Annotated in this window: 16 protein-coding genes; 7 read left to right on the top strand and 9 right to left on the bottom strand. The window is 63.2% G+C overall.

The window, feature by feature from the left end:
• Positions 1-2 precede the first annotated feature (2 nt).
• From U0029_RS08820 to U0029_RS08800, 5 genes are all read right to left on the bottom strand, one after another.
• On the bottom strand, positions 3-992 hold the full coding sequence (locus tag U0029_RS08820; RefSeq protein ID WP_012417516.1) for an LLM class flavin-dependent oxidoreductase: 990 nt from the start codon (positions 990-992) through the stop codon (positions 3-5).
• Between the two features lie 13 nt (positions 993-1,005).
• Complete coding sequence (locus U0029_RS08815; RefSeq protein WP_114852486.1) at positions 1,006-2,622, bottom strand: dipeptide ABC transporter ATP-binding protein; 1,617 nt, start codon at positions 2,620-2,622, stop codon at positions 1,006-1,008.
• Positions 2,619-3,206: an ABC transporter permease gene (locus U0029_RS08810; protein ID WP_211308647.1), complete on the bottom strand. Its 588-nt coding sequence runs from the start codon at positions 3,204-3,206 to the stop codon at positions 2,619-2,621. The genes U0029_RS08815 and U0029_RS08810 overlap by 4 nt, the downstream gene beginning before the upstream one ends.
• A 237-nt stretch (positions 3,207-3,443) precedes the next feature.
• Positions 3,444-4,415, bottom strand: coding sequence for an ABC transporter permease (locus tag U0029_RS08805; protein ID WP_114852485.1), 972 nt, complete (start codon positions 4,413-4,415; stop codon positions 3,444-3,446).
• A 9-nt stretch (positions 4,416-4,424) separates the two neighbouring features.
• Positions 4,425-6,005, bottom strand: coding sequence for an ABC transporter substrate-binding protein (locus U0029_RS08800; RefSeq protein WP_012417520.1), 1,581 nt, complete (start codon positions 6,003-6,005; stop codon positions 4,425-4,427).
• A 231-nt stretch (positions 6,006-6,236) separates the two neighbouring features.
• On the opposite strand from U0029_RS08800, the gene U0029_RS08795 reads away from it, so the two are divergent.
• Positions 6,237-6,740 (top strand): PadR family transcriptional regulator, encoded by a 504-nt coding sequence (locus tag U0029_RS08795; protein WP_114852484.1) that lies wholly within the window; start codon positions 6,237-6,239, stop codon positions 6,738-6,740.
• Between the two features lie 14 nt (positions 6,741-6,754).
• Complete coding sequence (locus U0029_RS08790; protein WP_012417522.1) at positions 6,755-7,060, top strand: DUF3861 domain-containing protein; 306 nt, start codon at positions 6,755-6,757, stop codon at positions 7,058-7,060.
• A gap of 24 nt (positions 7,061-7,084) precedes the next feature.
• On the opposite strand, the gene U0029_RS08785 is transcribed toward U0029_RS08790, so the two are convergent.
• Together U0029_RS08785 and U0029_RS08780 are read right to left on the bottom strand one after the other, a co-directional pair.
• Entirely contained in the window at positions 7,085-7,939 is an 855-nt protein-coding gene (locus U0029_RS08785) for an alpha/beta hydrolase (protein WP_114852483.1), read from the bottom strand.
• Positions 7,939-10,146 (bottom strand): TonB-dependent siderophore receptor, encoded by a 2,208-nt coding sequence (locus U0029_RS08780; protein ID WP_012417524.1) that lies wholly within the window; start codon positions 10,144-10,146, stop codon positions 7,939-7,941. The genes U0029_RS08785 and U0029_RS08780 overlap by 1 nt, the downstream gene beginning before the upstream one ends.
• Positions 10,147-10,264: 118 nt before the next feature.
• On the opposite strand from U0029_RS08780, the gene U0029_RS08775 reads away from it, so the two are divergent.
• Entirely contained in the window at positions 10,265-11,188 is a 924-nt protein-coding gene (locus U0029_RS08775) for a helix-turn-helix transcriptional regulator (RefSeq protein ID WP_249037544.1), read from the top strand.
• Here the strand turns inward: U0029_RS08775 and U0029_RS08770 are convergent.
• A complete protein-coding gene (locus U0029_RS08770; RefSeq protein ID WP_114852482.1) occupies positions 11,185-12,213 on the bottom strand; it encodes a GGDEF domain-containing protein in 1,029 nt (342 codons plus the stop codon). The genes U0029_RS08775 and U0029_RS08770 overlap by 4 nt on opposite strands.
• Before the next feature lie 44 nt (positions 12,214-12,257).
• The gene (locus U0029_RS08765) at positions 12,258-12,467 is read right to left on the bottom strand and encodes an Arm DNA-binding domain-containing protein (RefSeq protein ID WP_114852481.1); all 210 of its coding nucleotides are present in this window, start codon (positions 12,465-12,467) and stop codon (positions 12,258-12,260) included.
• A gap of 315 nt (positions 12,468-12,782) precedes the next feature.
• On the opposite strand from U0029_RS08765, the gene U0029_RS08760 reads away from it, so the two are divergent.
• From U0029_RS08760 to U0029_RS08745, 4 genes are all read left to right on the top strand, one after another.
• Positions 12,783-13,667: a hypothetical protein gene (locus tag U0029_RS08760; protein ID WP_114852480.1), complete on the top strand. Its 885-nt coding sequence runs from the start codon at positions 12,783-12,785 to the stop codon at positions 13,665-13,667.
• A 302-nt stretch (positions 13,668-13,969) separates the two neighbouring features.
• Positions 13,970-16,198 (top strand): NADP-dependent isocitrate dehydrogenase, encoded by a 2,229-nt coding sequence (locus U0029_RS08755; RefSeq protein ID WP_114852479.1) that lies wholly within the window; start codon positions 13,970-13,972, stop codon positions 16,196-16,198.
• A 276-nt stretch (positions 16,199-16,474) separates the two neighbouring features.
• Entirely contained in the window at positions 16,475-16,933 is a 459-nt protein-coding gene (locus U0029_RS08750; protein WP_114852478.1) for a tripartite tricarboxylate transporter TctB family protein, read from the top strand.
• A gap of 7 nt (positions 16,934-16,940) precedes the next feature.
• On the top strand, positions 16,941-18,458 hold the full coding sequence (locus tag U0029_RS08745; RefSeq protein WP_114852477.1) for a tripartite tricarboxylate transporter permease: 1,518 nt from the start codon (positions 16,941-16,943) through the stop codon (positions 18,456-18,458).
• The last annotated feature ends 241 nt before the right edge of the window (positions 18,459-18,699 follow it).

Below are 18,699 nucleotides of genomic sequence, written 5' to 3'. Positions count from 1 at the left end.
GCTTATCCTTCAAGGGTGGCGCGATAACGATTGATGGCCGGGGGCAGGCCCAGACGCGCTCGCAAAGGACCGCTGCCGGCAGCGGGCGCACCGCGCAGCAGGGGCAGGAATTCAAGATTGATGCGGTCAAGATCGGTGTCCAGACGGCGCGGATGCAGCCGCAAACCGGCATAACCCTGCGCGATCAGGCCACGGGCCTGCTCGGCCAGTTCGGCCGGGCTGCCGCGAAACACCGGCGCGCCGTCCGCGTCTGCCGCCGACGGTTCTGTTTCAAACGCCACGGCAAGATCGGCATACAGGCGCACGCCTGCGGCATTCACCCATTGCGGGGCGAACAGAATATCGGCCTGGGCCCGCGCCCAGTCCAGATCCGCCGGTTCTCGCCAGACCACGGCTAAGGGCGGCTGCCCCTGCGGCGGGCGCGGCACGATGGACGGCCCCCTTACAAACAGGTGCTCACCCTGGTAGTCCACATAGTGCAGCTTGTCGCGATCAATGAAACGGCCCGTCGCGGCATCCCGGATAATGCTGTCTTCTTCCCAGCTATCCCACAGCCGGCGAACCACCTCGACCGCATCGGCCGCATCGTGATAGATGGCAGCGCGCTCCTGCGGCACGCCGTACAGCGTTTCGCCGGTGCGCGCGTAAAGCGCGGCCGTTTCTGCAACGGCCGGCACTGCGGGAATCACGCCCGCCCGCCCCTGGCTCACATAATCCAGCGTGGCAATCGCAGTCGAGACATGAAAGGGCTCATGCTGCGTGACCGGCGCCGTGGCGAATAGCCCGATGCGCTGGGTCAGCGGCCCCATCGCGGCCGCCAGCAGGCTGGCGTCAAGGGCTGTCTGCCCTACCCCAGCTAAAGCCTGGTCGCCCAGGGTCAGAAAGTCCAGGCCGGCTCGGTCGGCACGCAAGGCGGCCCAGATCCAGCTCTGCGGACCCGCCACGCCTTCGTGCTTGATTTCGTTCAAGGCAATGCCAATGGGAAATGTCATGATCCCTCGCGGCCTAGGCAGCCAGCGCCATCGGAAAGGTGGAAGAAAACGCATGACGGCGGCCCGGAATATCGGCCAGCAGGCTGCGCGTATACGGATGTGCGGGCGCGGAAAACAGGGTTTGCGCAGGCCCCTGCTCCACCACGCGGCCCTGACGCAGCACGACGACATGGTCGGAAACCTGGCGGATGACCGATAGGTCATGCGAAACAAAGAGATAGCTCATCCCGCGCTCTTGCTGCAGACGCTGGAGCAGCGTCAGAATGCGCGCTTGCACCGACACATCCAGCGCGGACACCGGCTCATCCAGGACGATAAGCTCGGGTTCGATGGCCAGCGCGCGGGCGATGGCCACGCGCTGGCGTTGGCCGCCCGACAAGCTCCCGGGCCTGCGATCCAGCATGGCGGGGTCCAGCTCCACGGCGGCCAACAGTTCTGCGGCGCGATCCCTCCGCGTGCGAGGCAGGCCCATTCCGAAGGCCGTCAAAGGCTCAGCGATAATCTGCGCCAGCGTCAGGCGCGGATTCAATGAAACAAAGGGGTTCTGATACATCACCTGAACACGGCGGCGGAAATCGCGCAGCGCGCGGCGGTCAAGATGCGTCACGTTCGTCCCATCAAACCAGACCTCGCCTGAGCTGGGCGCTTCCAGGCATAGCGCGATGCGCGCCGTCGTGGATTTGCCTGAACCCGACTCTCCCACCAGCCCTGTCGTTCCGTGACGCGGCACATGAAAGGACACCTCGTCCACGGCCTGAAAGGACTGCGCTCCCCGGCCAAAGCGCTTGGACAGCGCATGTAGACGCAGAATGGCATGACGGGCGGGCGCCGGTTCGCGTGTCGGGCCCTCGGTCAAACCCGGCGCGGCGGCCAGCAGGGCCCGCGTGTAGGGGTGCTGCGGAGCCTGGCGCAGTTGGCGCGACGTGCCGGCCTCAACAATGCGGCCATGCTGCATCACCAGCACCCGGTCGGCCCTGTCGAAAGCAACGCCCAGGTCATGGGTGATCAACAGTACGGCGGCCCCCCGAGCGCGTGACAGGGTCTCCAGTTGATCCAGCACCTGACGCTGGACAGTCACATCCAGGGCGCTGGTCGGTTCGTCGGCAATCAACAAGGCAGGCCGATGCGCCAACGCCATGCCGATCAGCACGCGCTGACGCTGGCCGCCGGACAACTCATGCGGATAGCGCTCCGCCACCCGCTCCGGCAAACCCACTTCGCGCAGGATTTCTGCCGCCCGCAAGAAGGCCTGCGCGCGGCCTACCCCATGCACCGTCAGCGCCTCGCGGATCTGCCGACCGATGCCTTGCACCGGGTCCAGCGACTGCGCCGGATCTTGCGGCACGAGACCAATATGGCGTCCGCGCAGCGCCTGCCAGCGCGCCTCATGCGCCTGCCCCAAGGCCTCACCATTGAGCACCACCTCACCCGCCGTCATGCGGGCATTGGCAGGCAGCAGGCCCGCCAATGCAGCGGCAGTCGTGGATTTGCCTGACCCGGACTCCCCCACCAGCGCCACAATTTCGCCAGGCTGAAGTATGAGATCCAGCTCATGAACCACCTGACGCCACACTCCGGTGGGCGCTTGATAGGACAGCGCCAAACCCTGAACCCGCAGTATTTCACTCATTGCTCCCCCTGGTCCTGCGCATAACGTGCAATACGGTTAGCCGCCAGCACAACCGCGGCGACCACGAGACCCGGCAGCGTGGTGTACCACCAGGCGCTGGCGATATAGTTGCGGCCCTCGGCGACCAACAGGCCCCATTCCGGCTGCGGCGGCGGCGCGCCGAAACCGAGAAAACTCAGCGACGAAACCGCCAGCACGGCCGCGCCGAACTCCAGGGCAGCCAGCGACAGCACCGGACCGGCCGCGTGCGGCGCGATATGGCGCAGCAACACGCCGCCCAGACCCACGCCCGAGGCGACTGCCGCCTCAACAAACAGCGCGCCGCGCCAGCGTAAAACCTCTCCGCGCATCAGGCGGGCAAAGGTCGCCACATAGGAAAAACCCACGGCAATCGCGATATGCACCGTGCCAAAACCCAGCACGGTCACAATAGCCATGGACAGCAGCAGGGTCGGAATCGCCATCAAGGTATCGGCGCAGCGCATCAGCACGGACTCAACACGCCCTCCCGCAAAGCCCGCAATCAATCCCAGGCCGCCGCCCAAAAAAAGCGCGATCAACACCGCCAGCGCGGTTGCTTGCAAGGAAAGCGCCGTGCCGTATACCGTACGGGCAATACACGTCCCGGCCCAGATGGTCCGTACCGAACCAATGCGCAAAAGAAGGCGGCTGCAAAGCCTGCTGCGGCACGCCGCGCAAGGGGTCAGCGCTGGTGAACACGCCGGGGAAGAAGGCCCAGCCCAAGACCAGCACAATCACTGCCAGACTCAGGGCTAGCGAAAGCGGCACCCGCCGTAGCGGCGTAGTGATGGTCAATAGCGTCATGCCAAGGCCCTCCCACGACTGCGGCTGATGCGCGGGTCCAGCAAGGGATAAAGCAGATCGACCGCCAGACTGACCGTGACGAAAACGGCGGCGGCGAACATCACCACGCCTTGCACCACCGGAATGTCCTTGACGGCAACGGCGCTCTGGGCGAGCCTGCCGATGCCATCGCGCGAGAACACGGTTTCCGTCACCACGGCGCCCGCCAACAAATTGCCCATCAGCACGCCCGCCATCGTGAGGACCGGAATCGCCGCGTTGGGAAACACATGACCGAGCAGCAGGCGGCGGCGCGATACGCCCTTGGCGCGCAACGCTTCGACAAAAGGCTGCCGCCGGGTCAGCGCCAGAGAGCGCGCCAACACCTGCGCCAAGGCGGCAGCGGTCGGAATCGCCAGCGTGATGGCCGGCAGCACCAAGGACTGCCAGCCCTCATTGCCCATGGCGGGAAACCAAGGCAGGCTGAAGGAAAAAGCCTGTAGCAACAAGAGGCCGACCCAAAAGGTGGGCAGGCACACGCCGATGGTCGGCAAGGACTGCAAAAAATCCTCCAGCCGACGGCCCCGCGCGCCAGCCGCCGCCAACGCCAGTCCCACGCCGACGACCAGCGCGATCAGCAATGCGGCGGCGGCAAGCGCCGCCGTGGCGGGCGCGGCATCGGCCAGCATGCTCACCACGGGCTTGCCGCTCTGAATCGAGTTGCCCAGATCCAGATGCAAGGCGCCCGATAGCGCCAGCAGGTATTGCTTCCACAAAGGATCGTCGAGGTGATACTCGGCGCGCAATGCCGCCACCTGGGCCGGATCGACCACGCTGGCATCGCTCTGGTTGAGCATGATGCTGATCGGATCGCTCGGCAAAATATAGAGAATCAGAAAACTCACGGTGTAGGCAGCCCACAGCACCAGAGCGGCCTGCGCCAGACGCCGCCCCAAGTACTGCCAATCACCCGGCTCAGCCCTGCTCATGGCGGCTCCTCAACGCTTGATCCACGTGTCATAGAACTGCAAACGCGACGAGGCGTCGTAATGCAGGCCGTGGACATGCTTGCCTAGTCCGGTCACGGTCGCCAGCTCCACCAGCGGTACGGCGTGGCCCTCTTCCACCAGCAACTCGGCGGCGCGGTTCACCAGCGCTTTACGCTCGGCGGCATCTAGCGTGGCGGCCGAGCGGGCCAGCACCTCGTCCACGTCTGCGGCCTGACGCAGGTTCACATTACGACCGCTGGCCTGGAATACGGTGCGGATAATGTCCGGATCGGCACGGGTCAGGTTATAGAACTGCAAGGGCGCTTTGCCGGTATCCCGAATCGCATTCACCTGACCGATCACACCCTTTTTTAGCTGCAAGTCCACCCCAATGGCGCGCAATTGCTGCTGGATGAGCTCCAGATAGGTCACGGACTGCCAGTAATCCAGGCGAAAGGCCAAACGTTCGCCGTTCTTCACACGAATGCCATCCGGTCCTGGCACCCAACCCTCCTCCTCCAACAGCTTGATCGCGCCTTCCGGGTCATAGGCCAGCGCCTCGGGCTGCGCCTGATAAAGCGGCGTGGTGGAAGCCAGCACCGAGCTGGCCGGACGCTGATACCGCGACAAAATGGCCTGTAATTCAGGGCGGTTGATGCCTTTTACCAAGGCGCGGCGGACAGCGCGTGATGATCCCGGACTAATGGATTCGTTCGGGAACAGGGTATAGACCAGGCCCGGATTGGCACGCGCCAACACGGGCAGTCCACGGGCCTCCAGCAAGGGCTCATCCTGGGGCGGCACCTCGGTGTTGACGTCGATCTGGCGCGACAACAGGCTGCCCGTGCGCACGCCAGACTCCGGGATTACGCGAAACTCAATGCCCTCCAGATAGGCGCGGCCTTGATGCGCAGCCAGCGATGACGGCCAGCCGTAATCATCACGACGCGACAATCTGGCGGACTGGTTTTGCGTATAGCTGTCCAGCTTGAAAGGCCCGGTGCCGATCACCTTGCCCTGGCAGCGCGCCTCATAGGACTCAGCCAAGGTGGCCTTGGAGAGCAAGCCCATGCTCATGGTCGACGTGGCTTGTAGAAACTGCGCGTTAGGGCTTTTGAAAATCACCACAACCGTGCGCGGGTCGGGGGTTTCGATCCGGTCTAGGCCCGCCAGATAGGTCGAGGCCAGCGAGGCCCGGGCGCCCATCTTCACGATGCCCTCAAAGTTAGCCTTCACAACCTCGGCATCCAGAGGCGTACCGTCGGAAAACCTCACGCCATCGCGCAATACAAAGCGAAAGCGGCGGCTATCGTCTTCCACCTCCCAATGCGTCGCCAGCCAGGGCACGACGTCCCCGGTCTTGGGGTCCTGGTCAGTCAGCGAGTCGGTGATCTGGCGGGCAATATTCAGGGCCGTGTTATTGCCGGGCTGCTGCGGGTCCACGCAAAGCGGGTCACCTGCCAGCGCCACTTTCAACACCCCACCGGATTGCGGGGCCGCCATCAGCGCCGGCGCGCACAAGGCCAGCAGCAGGGGCGCATAGCGCCATTGTCGAACGATGTCTCGCTTAGGGCTTGCAGAGAAATGCATGGGCTCTTACCTGTGTTTGAGTGACCAGGCATCACTCTAAACAGCCCTTTCTGCCGCCCTAAATACATTCTCCGGATTTAAAAATCCGGCAGTTGCTAATGCACTGCGCATATACATAAGCCGAAAAAAGCCGTCGGCGCCATGCTAAATCGCTTGACTTACGATAGATCTAAGATATATCTTTATCGTTATATTTACGATATATCTTAGATCTATCTCAAGAGACCAAACATGCACTCTCATCATGTCCGTGGCGGTGATCCTTTCGAACAAGAAGGCGGCCGCCGCCGCGAGCGTGTCTTCCCGCCAGGCGCCATCCGCCTGTTGGCGCTGTCCATATTGGCCAGCCAACCCTGCCATGGTTACGAAGTCATCCGGGCCATTGGCGCCCTGGTGGGCGGCGACTATAGCCCCAGCCCCGGCACCATCTATCCCACGCTGGCGCTACTCGAAGACATGGGCCTGGCCACGGCCAGCGTCCTAGATGATGGCCGCAAGCAATACCGCATCACCCCGGCCGGGCAGCAGCACCTCGATGCCCATGCCGAAGACCTGGAACGGGTGCGCCGCCGCCTGGCGCAAGAACGCCCTGCGCGTCCGCCCCAACTGCAACGCGCCATCGAAAACTTCCGCGCGGCGCTACGTCTGCGCCTGGAGGCCGACCGCGACGCAGCCACGCTGGAACGCCTGATTGCCATCATTGACCGCGCCGCTGTCGATATCGGCCGCGCCTAAAGAAGAGAAGCACGATGAAACAACACCGCTACCGCATCACGGTCGAACATCTGGCCGACGCCCATGGCCAGCCCTCGACCCATGCTGGCCCGCTACAGTTCGAAACCGGCAACCACGACGACATCCTGGCCATCGTGGAACGCGTCAAACAGCGCGGCGACCTCGACGCACGCTCCGCGACGGCGATGGCCGTGGGCTTGAAGCTATTCGGTGAAATCATGCTGGAAAACCGCAGCCACCCGCTTTTTGCGGCGTTTCGGCCCCACTTCGCCGATTTCATGAAACATCTTAAAAGCGGTGTGCCTCAGGCCGGCGCTTGATCCCGAGATCCGGGCGGCGTTTTGCTAAGGCCGCCCTTCGGTCAGGGTGGCCACGGCCGAGGCCGGCAACATGGGGCCATGACCCAGCTCGGGAAACTCGCGCAAGCTGACCTGTAAGCCAGGCTTGGCCGCCAACAGGCGGGCGATGGACGCCGTGTCGCCCGTGGTGGCCCGCCCGGCCATCCGCTCCTGGCCTCCTATCATCAGGCGCAAGCTCAGCGGGACTGACGGCTGCCAGGCCGCCAATCTTTCCTGCATATAGGGCGCGTTCCACCACAGGGATGGGCTGGCCGCCACATAGTGCTGGAAGCTCTCGGGGCGGGTTAGCAAGGTCTCCAGAACAAACAGCCCGCCATAAGAATGGCCATAAAGCGTCTGCCGCTCGGGATCGACCGGCACCTGGCTGGCCACCCAGGGTTTGACTTGGTCTTCAATAAAGGCCAGCCACTGCGCCGCCCCGCCGTTGCGCCGTCCCTGGGCGCGCGGGTCGGGCGTGCCTTGAGCGCCCGCGCCGGGCAGACGCGGCGTGTAATCCCAGGCCCGCGCCGCGCCGTCCACACGGCCTGGACTGTCATACGCGATGCCCACCACCACGGCCTCGGGCTTGAAGGCATCCGCCTTGGCCAACGCCTGAAACGCAGCCGTGCCGTCCAGCATATAGACCACCGGCCACCCCATTGCCGGCGCCGGCCCGAGCGGAGCCCAGAGATAGATGCGCGCGGCGGTCAGCCCCCCCTCGCGGGGCATGATCTCTTGTTGAACCAGTCCCAGAAGGCCCAGGCGGGCCCGCTCAAGCGCAGGGTCGAAATCTTGCGGCTGCGGCTGAGCCGAGACGCCCCCCGCCGCAAGCAACAGCAAGACAGCCAGCGCGCGCCGCATCAGTAACTCACCGTCATGGTCGCGTAGTAAGCGCGGCCCGGCTCGTTATAAGTCGCCGCGCCCGCGGTGGACGCATTGCCTTCACGGTACTGGCGCTTGTCGAACAGATTGCTCACACCCACCCGGAAACGCAGGTTCTTATTGACCTCGTAGCCCGTGCTCAGACCCGCGAGGGCGTAGGGGTTGACGCTTTGCAGACCATCACCCGACAGCGTGTTGCCCGTGCGCTCGTTGACCGACGGGCCCTGCTGCTTGCCGTAATAGGTCAGGTTGGCCTGGAAAGACAGCTTTTCGGTATAGAACCAGTCCAAGGTGCTGTTGATCGTGTACTTGGGAATCACGCTCAGCGGCTGCCCAGAACTCTTGTTCTTGGACGTGATCATGTAAGTGAAGTTGGTATTCCAGTCCAAGTTGGCGGCAAGCGGCACAAACAGATTGCCTTCCAAGCCTTCGACCACGGCTTTGCCGCTATTGGCCCATTGCAGCACGCGCGCGCCATTGTTCAGACGGTACAGCACGTCCGTGCTCGAGATGATTTTGTTTTTGTAATCGTTGCGGAAGTAAGCCATCGAGGTGCGCCACGTGCCCGGGTCGTACTCGAAGCCGATTTCCTTGTTGACGCTGATTTCCGGCGAAAGATTGTCATTGCCGACCAGATAGCAACCATTGGAATTAGTCTGCGAGGCCAGGCAACCCTGACCCCGGCTATAGAGCAGATAGTTCGGGTTGGACTGATACAGATTGGGGGCCTTGTAAGCGCGCGCGATACCGCCCTTGATCTTGAAGGCGTCGGTCGCGGCCCAGGAGGCGTTCAGGCTGGGACTCCAGTTATTACCGAACTTGGAGGTGTAATCCAGGCGCATCCCCGGGGTCAGGGTGACATCCTGGCTGGCTTCAATATTGTCCTCGACAAACAGCGCATAGCTGCTCTGCGTCGCCTTGGGATCGCGATTGGCCGGGCTGGTGCCGCCTATCGTGCCGCCGGTATAGGTCTGCCGCAGGCCGCTGGGGTCCTCCAGCGATTCATGCAGGTATTCCGCGCCCACCGTCAGCATCTGGCTCAAGCCCAGGTTCAAGGGCAGGTTCACTTCGCCCGCTGCGCGCCAGTTTTTCAGGCGCGCCGTTGCGAAACCATTACCGTTGGGCGCGCCTTCTGGGCCGCCCGCCAAGCCTTCCTCACGGCGGGAGTTACGGGTGTAGTCGTAGGCGATGTTGGCCCGCGTCGTTCCCCAATCGTACGCGCCGCGATGCGTCAAGGCGAAGTTGTCGCGGTACATGATGTTGGTTTCCTTGCCATACAGGGCATCGGAAATCGCCGTATTGGCGTTGTTCATGGTATCGCCCGCGAACAGATTGCCCTGGCGGCTGAAACCCGCGTCCAGATCAAAGGTGTTGCGCGAATCGGGCTTCCAAGAGAACAGCGCGTTCATGTCCTGATTGATCACGCCCTCGCGCCCTGCGGTCGTGGTCACGCCATTGGTGCCGGCCGGCGCATAACCCGCGTTGATGTCACGTGCATCCGGATTGGTCTTGTTGTAGTTGCCATAAACACGCATCGACAGCGTGTCGTTGATGGGCGTGGACAGACTCACATTGACCCGGTTGGTGTTGCCTTCCTTGCTGCTTTCGGGCTGGTTGACATAATAGGTCGCACGCGCCGTGGGTTTTTCCGCCGGGCGCTTGGTGATGATGTTCACCACCCCGCCCATCGCACCCGACCCATAACGGGCCGCGGCCGGGCCGCGTATGACCTCGATACGCTCCACGTCCTCGGCCGGCACCCAATTCGAGTCGCCACGCGTGTCGCGGTCGCCGTTCCAGCCATAGCGCACCGAGTTACGCGAACTCACCGGCTTGCCATCAATCATGATCAGGGTGTTTTCCGGACCCATGCCGCGGATATCGATCTGACGATTGTTACCCCGCGCGCCGCTGGCGCTGTTACCCGTCAGGTTCACGCCTGGTTCACGCCGAATGATGTCCGCCAAATCATTCACCGGCGGACGGCGCTGAATTTCCTCGGCGGTAATGATGGAAACCCCCAGCGATTCCTTGACCTCCTCTTCGGCCGTGCCCAAGACCTGCACAGCGGGCAGATCCTTGACCTGCGAAGGGTCGTGCAACTGGGTCTGCGCCACCGCCGAACCGGCAACCGAAAGCAGAACCACCGAACCGGCGTACTGCCGCGAAAAACGCACGAGCGACATGCAAAACTCCCGTCAGGTGACACTCCCTATCTTGAGTGTCACTTTTTATATAACAATGATTTGTATTACTATTTGTTTTCACTAATTATGTCAGTTTGTCTAGCTAGCGGTCTTTGCCGTGCCACCACAAACCTTTGCCCAAGCACCAAATGACGGAACGCTTCTGCGCCACCCCTATCTGAGCGCGCTGGCCGAAAGCCGCGCCTGCTTCGAGGGCCTGCTAGAAACCCATCAGCTCGGCTTCGGCCTGACCTTGCAGCGTGTTGACTGGCGCGACCTGCAAGGGGTGCCCATGCGCGGCCATGAAGGGCCGGGGCTGTACCTCGTGCTGATGCTGGCGGGTGGCACCGACCTGAGCGCCGAGGGCAAGCTGCTAATGCAGGCGCTCGCAGGCCACGGCGTCATCTGGGGCGCAACCGCGCGCCACGAAGTCCAGCGGCAGTCACGACGCGGCGACATCGAGCGCGGCCTCATCCTGCGCATCAGCACGTCCTGGCTGAATGAGCGCGGCTGCCGGGTGTTGCGGCAACTGGCGCAAACCCACCTGGAGCCGCGGCGCTGGCAACTCTCACGCTGCTCCCTGGCCCGGGTGCAGCAAGTGCTGCATCCTCCGAGGCAGAGCGCCGATCTGCTGCCGCTTTATCTAGAGGCGCGCGTGCTGGAGTTGCTGCGTGAATCGGCCCTGGCGCTACGCGAAGAGCGCACCGCAGAACCGCCGCTGACACAACGCAAATACCTGCGCATGGTGCAGGTGCGGGACTTACTGGAAAGCGGTCAGGCCGACGACTGGCCCTTGGCCCGCATCGCAGCCGAGCATCACCTCAGCGTCAACACCCTGCAACGGCATTTCCGCGCCGCATGGAATAGCTCGATCGCCGAGTACCGGCGAGATGCCCGTCTGCGCCGGGCCCGGGCTGCGCTGGAGCGCGAGGGTGTCAGTGTCGCGGATGCCGCCGAGATCGCGGGCTATAGCAGCCCGGCCAACTTCGCCACGGCCTTTCGCCGCGCCTACGGGATTGCGCCGCGTGGCGTGCGAACCTAGCCTGCGGCATCCAGCCTGGCGGCCTGCCGCGAGCGCTTGACCTCATACATGCGCGCATCGGCCAGGCGCACCGCCTGGTCTGCATCCAAGGCGTCGCGAGGACCGATAAGGGCCACGCCCACACTGGCGCCGTCATAGGGCAGGGTCAAGCCACCCAAGGCGTAATCCCCTGAAGAGGCATCCTGCACACGCTGTTGCAAGGCCCGGGCTGCCTGCTCGGCCTGCTCACGGCCCTGCGGGCCCGACGCCAGCAAGAGAAACTCGTCGCCGCCCAGACGGCCTAACACGTCGTCTGGACGCAATGCCCCCGCGACACGGGCGCCCAGCGCACGCAGAAAGGCATCGCCGACCTGATGGCCGTAGTTGTCATTGACCTGTTTGAACCCGTCGAGATCCATCAGCCCGACCAGCAGGGTTTCGTCTTTTACTCTGGCGCGACTCAGCATAAGCTCGAGCGCCTGGAATAAAGCACGCCGATTGGGCAGGCCTGTCAAAGCGTCATGCATGGCAAAGTCACGCAATTGCTGATTGGCGTCCTGAACCTGCGTAATCAGCATTTCGCGCTCAATAAAACTGGCCACCAGGCTAGAGAACAGGACGATCACGGCTTGGGCATCCTCGCGCATGGGCTTGATGCTGGCGCTGGCAGCACAGATGGTGCCCAGCAGATGGCCGTCTTTGGCGCGCACGGGCGCGCTGAGATAGGTCTTGATGCCCAAGGCCCGCGCGGCATCTGAATCCCCCCAACGGCTGGCGACATCATTGGTGTACATACAGCCCTCGGCCAGCGCACGGCGGCACAGGGTGTCCGACCAGCTCACTTCCAAACCTTCAGGGATCTGCATGTCCCCCGCATTGCGGGCGTAATCGACCCGCTGGCGGTTTTGGCTCAGATCAATGGATGTCAGATAGGTGGATTCCATGTCCGTGACCGTGCTCAGCATGTCGAGCAAGGGGCGCGTGAGCTGCTCCAGGGTTCCGGCGGCAGGCAAAGAGGCAGACAGTTGCGAGATGAGTGAATTCAAGGCTCAGATCACAAAGATGGGCTGGTCATCCGATCCTAGCCCGGCTATTGCGCTTTAGGCAAGTTGGCGGGCGGGCGGTACTCGCCGCGCGCGATGGCCTCGATAATGGCGGCCCGCTGCCCAGCCGCTTTTTTCAGGTTGGCGGCCGTGGGCTTAAGGCGCAATCGCTGCACATGCTGACGGCCCTCGAACACAAAGCCGATCTCGATGGACGACTCCGATGCCGGGCGCACGCCCTCAAACCCCTTGCTCATTGCTTATGCTCCTGCTCTTGCCCATCAGGCCTGAAGTGCCATTATCGCCCGTGCTTTCCATTCCCGCCCCGGCTTCGTACAATAGCCGCCCATGACCGGCCTCGCCCCCCACCTGCTCAACATTTGCACGCCCGCCCTGCCGCGCGCGCGCCAGGCCGGCGTTTCCCCAACGCTCGCCGCAGATGATTAAGCCCGGCGACCACCTCCCTCTGTTCTAAGCGCATTCATTCTAGGTCGTCGGGCACATCCCGCGCCCTCAAGCGTTCGTCTCCGACGCACGCGCAAACCCGCCAGCTGGCGGGCGGAAGGAATTGCATGGACATCACCAAAGCCTTCATCAAGGCCAAACAACCCTGCGCGGACGGCTTTCGCTGGTATGTGCGCAACGCCCGCCAGGAAAGCAGCTACCAAGAGATCCTGGACGCGCTGGTCGCGGACGGTCGGATCAACGACGCCTGTTGGCTGCTGGATCAATTCGGCCCCACCGACGCCGTGCTCACGCTCGATCACGTCGATGCTGACGCCCTGATTTTCGCGGGCACCATTCATGTGCGCGGAACGATCGAGGTAGCAACCATGCTGCGCGCCGGCCGCGATATCCGTGCCGGCGGTGGCATTGCTTCGGGCGGCAGCGTCATTGCGGGCGGCGACATCAAGAGCGGCGCTGCCCTGCGGGCCGCAGAAAAGTTACGGGCCGCAGGCCTGATCCAGGCAGAATGGAATGTGCATTCGGGCTCCGAACTGGAGTGTGAATCCCTGCGCGCCGGCTGGGACTTACTGAGTCAGGGCCCGGCCCGCATCGCGGGTGACTGTAGCCTCGGCGAAGGCCTTACTGCCCTGCAAGACTTCTATTGCGCCAAGGGTCTGCGCACCGGCGGCGCGATTGATGCCGCCCAGCGCTTGCAAACCGGCCATGGCATCGAGTGCGGCGCCGATCTGCGTGCCGGCGGCCATCTCGAGGCGGGCTGGGGGATCAAAGCACGCGGCGACATCCACGCCGAAGGCAGCATCCGGGCGGGCGAAAGTCTGTCCGCCGAGGGCCAAATCAAGGCCGGCGACGGCTATGGCGTCTATGCCGGCGTCGAAGTCAGCGAACATGCCTGGGAGTCCAGCGCCCGTGTTCATGCTAATCGCCCCCCTCAGGAACTGCGCAGCGGTTGGTGGGCCGGCCCCCTGCCCGGCCTCGGACTGGCGTTCTGAATCTTCGGCCTGCAAGCCTGGCCGATTCAGGCTCGCCCGCCGGACGGCGCAGGCATTACAATCTGAAGATGTGGCGGCCCAGCCGCTTCCCACAGGGGAGGCGCGTGCCGGCATAACCAGGCAAGACGCTGCCCGGGATGCGCCCGCTTTTCCGCTCTGACGAGCGGCCAAGCGAACGCCTCTCGGCTCGCGGCGCTCAGCGGCGGCGCGTCTACCTGCTTGAACACTCCCGACAAACTCTACCGCGCATCGCGCAAAGTATGTCCGGATGCGCGCCGCGCACACGGGCAGTCAAAAAGACTATGTCTAACACTCCCAAGATCATCTACACCTTCACCGACGAAGCGCCGGCCCTGGCCACGCGTTCGCTGCTGCCGATTATTCAAACCTTTGCCAAGCCCGCCGGTATCACCTTCGAAACCCGCGACATCTCCCTGGCAGGCCGCATCATCGCCGTGTTCCCCGAGTTCCTGACCGAGTCGCAACGCATTGGCGACGCCCTGGCCGAACTCGGCGCACTGGCGCTCAAACCCGAAGCCAACATCATCAAGCTGCCCAACATCAGCGCGTCGATGCCTCAGCTCAAGGCCGCCATCAAAGAGCTCCAGGAGCAAGGCTATAAGCTGCCCGACTATCCTGATGAGCCCAAGACCGATGCCGAGCGTGACATCAAGGCCCGCTACGACAAGGTCAAGGGCAGCGCCGTGAACCCGGTGCTGCGCGAAGGCAACTCCGACCGCCGCGCTCCGCTGTCGGTCAAGAACTACGCCCGCAAGCATCCCCACAAGATGGGCGCCTGGTCCGCCGACTCCAAGTCGCACGTCGCCAGCATGGAAAGCGGCGACTTCTACGGCTCCGAAAACTCGGTCACGCTGACCGAGGCGGGAAATCTGTCGATCGAACTAACGGCCGCTGACGGCAGCAAGACGGTCCTGAAGGACAAGGTCGCCGTCAAGGCAGGCGAAGTCATCGACAGCGCCGTGCTGTCCACCGCCAAGCTGCGCAGCTTCCTGCAAGCTCAGATCGACGATGCCCGCCAGCAAGGCGTGCTGTTCTCGGTGCACCTGAAGGCCACCATGATGAAGGTCTCCGACCCCGTCATCTTCGGCCACGTGGTTTCCGTGTTCTACAAAGAGGTGTTGGCCAAGCACGCCGACGCCCTCAAGCAGGCTGGCTTCGATCCGAATAACGGTATCGGCGACCTGTATGCCAAGCTGGGCAGCCTGAGCGCCGACCAGCAAGCCGCCATCAAGGCCGACATCGAAGCCCTGTACCAGGCTCAGCCCGGGCTGGCCATGGTGAACTCCGACAAGGGCATCACCAATCTGCATGTGCCCAGCGACGTGATCGTCGACGCCTCCATGCCGGCCATGATCCGTGACTCGGGCAAGATGTGGAATGCCGCCGGCCAACTGCAAGACACCAAGGCTGTCATCCCCGACCGCTCCTATGCCGGCGTCTACCAGGCCGTCATCGAAGACTGCAAGCGCAATGGCGCCTTCGACCCGGTAACCATGGGCAGCGTGCCCAACGTGGGCCTGATGGCCCAGGCCGCCGAAGAATACGGTTCGCACAACAAGACCTTCATCATCCCGGCCGACGGCGTGGTGCGCGTGCTCGACGCCAACGGCAAGGCCCTGCTCGAACAAACCGTCGAGGCCGGCGACATCTGGCGCATGTGCCAGACCAAGGATGCCGCCATCCAGGATTGGGTCAAGCTGGCCGTCACCCGCGCGCGCGCCTCGAATACGCCGGCCGTGTTCTGGCTCGATGAAAAGCGCGCCCACGACGCCCAATTGATCGCCAAGGTCAACACCTACCTGAAAAACCACGATACCAGCGGCCTGGATCTGCGCATCCTGCCGCCCATCGAGGCCACCCTGTTCTCAGTCGAACGCATCCGCGCCGGCAAGGACACCATCTCGGTCACCGGCAACGTGCTGCGCGACTATCTGACCGACCTGTTCCCCATCATGGAACTGGGCACCAGCGCCAAGATGTTGTCCATCGTGCCGCTGATGGCCGGCGGCGCACTGCTGGAAACCGGCGCAGGCGGTTCGGCGCCTAAGCATGTGCAGCAATTCCTCGAAGAGGGCTTCCTGCGCTGGGATTCGCTGGGCGAGTTCATGGCCCTGGCGGCCTCGTTGGAACACCTGAGCACCGCCTATGGCAATGCCCGCGCCAGCGTGTTGGCCAAAGCCCTGGATCAGGCCACTGGCAAGTTCCTGGATAACAACAAGTCGCCCGAGCGTAAGGTCGGCGGTCTGGACAACCGCGGCAGCCACTTTTATCTGGGCATGTACTGGGCGCAGGCCGTGGCGGAACAAACCGAAGATAAGGAACTGGCCGCGCTGTTCGCGCCGGTTGCCGCAGCGCTGGTCGCCAACGAAGCCAAGATTCTCGACGAACTGAAGGCCGCTCAAGGCAAGCCGGTCGATATCGGTGGCTACTACCAGCCCAATGCCGAGAAGAGCACCCAGGCCATGCGCCCGAGCGCTACGCTCAACAGCATCCTGGCGTCTATCGCCTGATCGCTTCGCGCATCATGGCAAGCGGCCTTCGGGCCGCTTTTTTTTGCGCGTCGCCCCGCCACCCGTCTTACTAGACGCAAAGCCATCCCGGCTTTCTTCTGAGAAATTCGAATGAAAGCAGAATGAAACTTAATGACGTTTTACCAGGATTTACCCGAACTTAATCATTAATTGAAAGCGGAACGGAAGTTTCGGCTTTTAGACTGCACGCCTTTTCAACCTAACGTCAGCTTTGCTTAAGACAGTCGTCAGCCAAAAATACTAGGAGACTTAAAGATGCAGCAAGACGCAAGGCCCGCCCGCCGGGAATGGGTGGCCGGCGGCACCATGATCGTGTTGGGGCTGGCGGCATTCGCCCAGGCCACGACGTATCAACTGGGCACGCTGGGTCGTATGGGGCCGGGCATGTTCCCGGCGATTCTGGGTGTGCTGCTGGCGCTGCTCGGCATAGGTATCGCTTTTAGCCGCCAGCCCGCCGAAGACGCCGCAGAGGCCACGTCGCCGCAATGGCGCGGCTGGGGCTGCATCACGGGCGGCCTGCTCGCCTTCATGCTGCTTGGGCAATATGGCGGCCTGATCCCCGCCACCCTCGCCCTGGTTTTCATCTCCGCGCTGGGCGATCGACAGCACAGCGTCAAAACCGCCGCCCTGCTCGCCGTCGGCGTGACGCTTCTTGGCGTCGCCATCTTCTCCTGGGGCCTGCAATTGCAGGTTCCTTTGCTGCGCTGGGGCTAAACACATCATGGAAATTCTGAACAACCTAGCTCAGGGCTTTACCGTCGCGTTCGCCCTCGACAACCTCATGTGGGCAGCCTTCGGCGTCTTCATGGGCAATCTCATCGGCGTGCTGCCGGGAATGGGCGTGCTGGCGGCCATCTCCATCCTGCTGCCCCTCACCTACACCATGACGCCGACGGCGGCCCTGGTTATGTTATCTGGCATCTACTACGGCTCGCAGTATGGCGGCGGCATCACCTCCATCATGCTCAATCTGCCGGGTACCGCCTCGCACGCGGTGGCTTGCCTGGACGGCAACCCACTGGCGCGCAATGGCAAGGCGGGGTCGGCGCTGTTCATGCTGATGTTCTCGTCCTTCTGCGGCGCATCCGTCGGCATTCTCGCGATGATTCTGTTCTCGCCCATGCTGGTGGACATCGCGTTCAAGTTCGGCCCTGCCGAATACTTCTCGATGATGATGCTGGGCCTCTTGGCCGGCGCCACGCTGGCCAAGGGTTCGGCGCTCAAGGGGGTGGCCATGGTGACCGTAGGCCTGCTGCTAGGCGTGGTCGGCACCGACGTTAACACCGGCACCATGCGCTTTCACTTCGGCATCCTGGAACTGAGCGACGGCCTCCAGATCGTAGCGCTCGCCATGGGCCTGTTCGGTGTGGCGGATTTTCTGAAGAACATCAACCAGATCGGCGACGGCGCGGCGATCAATACCGGCAAGATCGGTCTAAGCTCCATGCGCCCGCAGCCAGGCGATATCAAGCAATCGCGCGGCGCCCTGGTGCGCGGCACGGCGATCGGCGCCGCCTTCGGCATCCTGCCCGGGACCGGCCCCACGATCGCTTCTTTCATCTCCTATGCGACAGAAAAAAAGGTGGCGCGCGAGCCACAACGCTTTGGCCGCGGCGCAATCGAAGGCATCGCCGGCCCCGAGGCCGCCACCAGCGCCTCCACGCAGACCGGCTTTATCCCGACCATGAGCCTGGGCATCCCTGGCGATCCGGTCATGGCGCTGATGTTAGGCGCGCTTATCATTCACGGCATCCAACCCGGACCGCAAATGATGATCGAGCACGCCGATATGTTCTGGGGGCTGATCGCCAGCTTCTGGGTCGGCAACGTGCTGCTGCTGCTCTTGAACCTGCCGCTGATCGGCATGTGGGTGCGCCTACTGTCGGTGCCTTTTCGCTATCTCTTCCCCGCCGCGCTCTTCTTTGTTTGCGTGGGGGTTTACAGCACCAACAACAATCTCTTCGACGTCGGCATGGTCACCTTCTTTGGGATCGCCGGCTATCTGCTCATGCGCCTGCGCTTTGAGCCCGCGCCGCTGCTGCTCGGCTTTGTGCTGGGCCCCATGGTGGAAGAAAACTTCCGCCGCGCCCTCCTGCTGTCGCGGGGTGACCTGGCCGTCTTCGTGACGCGCCCCATCAGCCTGGGCTTTGTCATCGCCTGCGTGGCCCTGATCCTGCTGCTGGTCGTTTCCGCCGTGCGCCAACGCACCCACCAAAAAGCCCTCGCGCTGCAACACTAATCATCATGACGCTACGCCGTCCCGGCCAAGCCGGGCGGCACGTCTCTCCCACGGGGCCCAACACAGGCCATATCGCCATCCGCTCAATCAGCGCGATCCGCACATCAGTGCGTCCACCCCTACCGTTTAATATTTGAGACCTGTACGATTTTTGTGCTTCAGGAAAGAAGGTTTAATTCCTCAAAAAAACCTGTCTGCCCACATTCTTTCCTGGAAGCTCGTGCTGTGTCCGTCGCCAAAA

The sequence above is a fragment of the Bordetella avium genome, from assembly GCF_034424645.1.
Taxonomy (GTDB): domain Bacteria; phylum Pseudomonadota; class Gammaproteobacteria; order Burkholderiales; family Burkholderiaceae_B; genus Bordetella; species Bordetella avium.
Note: the sequence above shows the minus strand (reverse complement) of the source record. Positions and strands in the feature narration are given on the sequence as shown.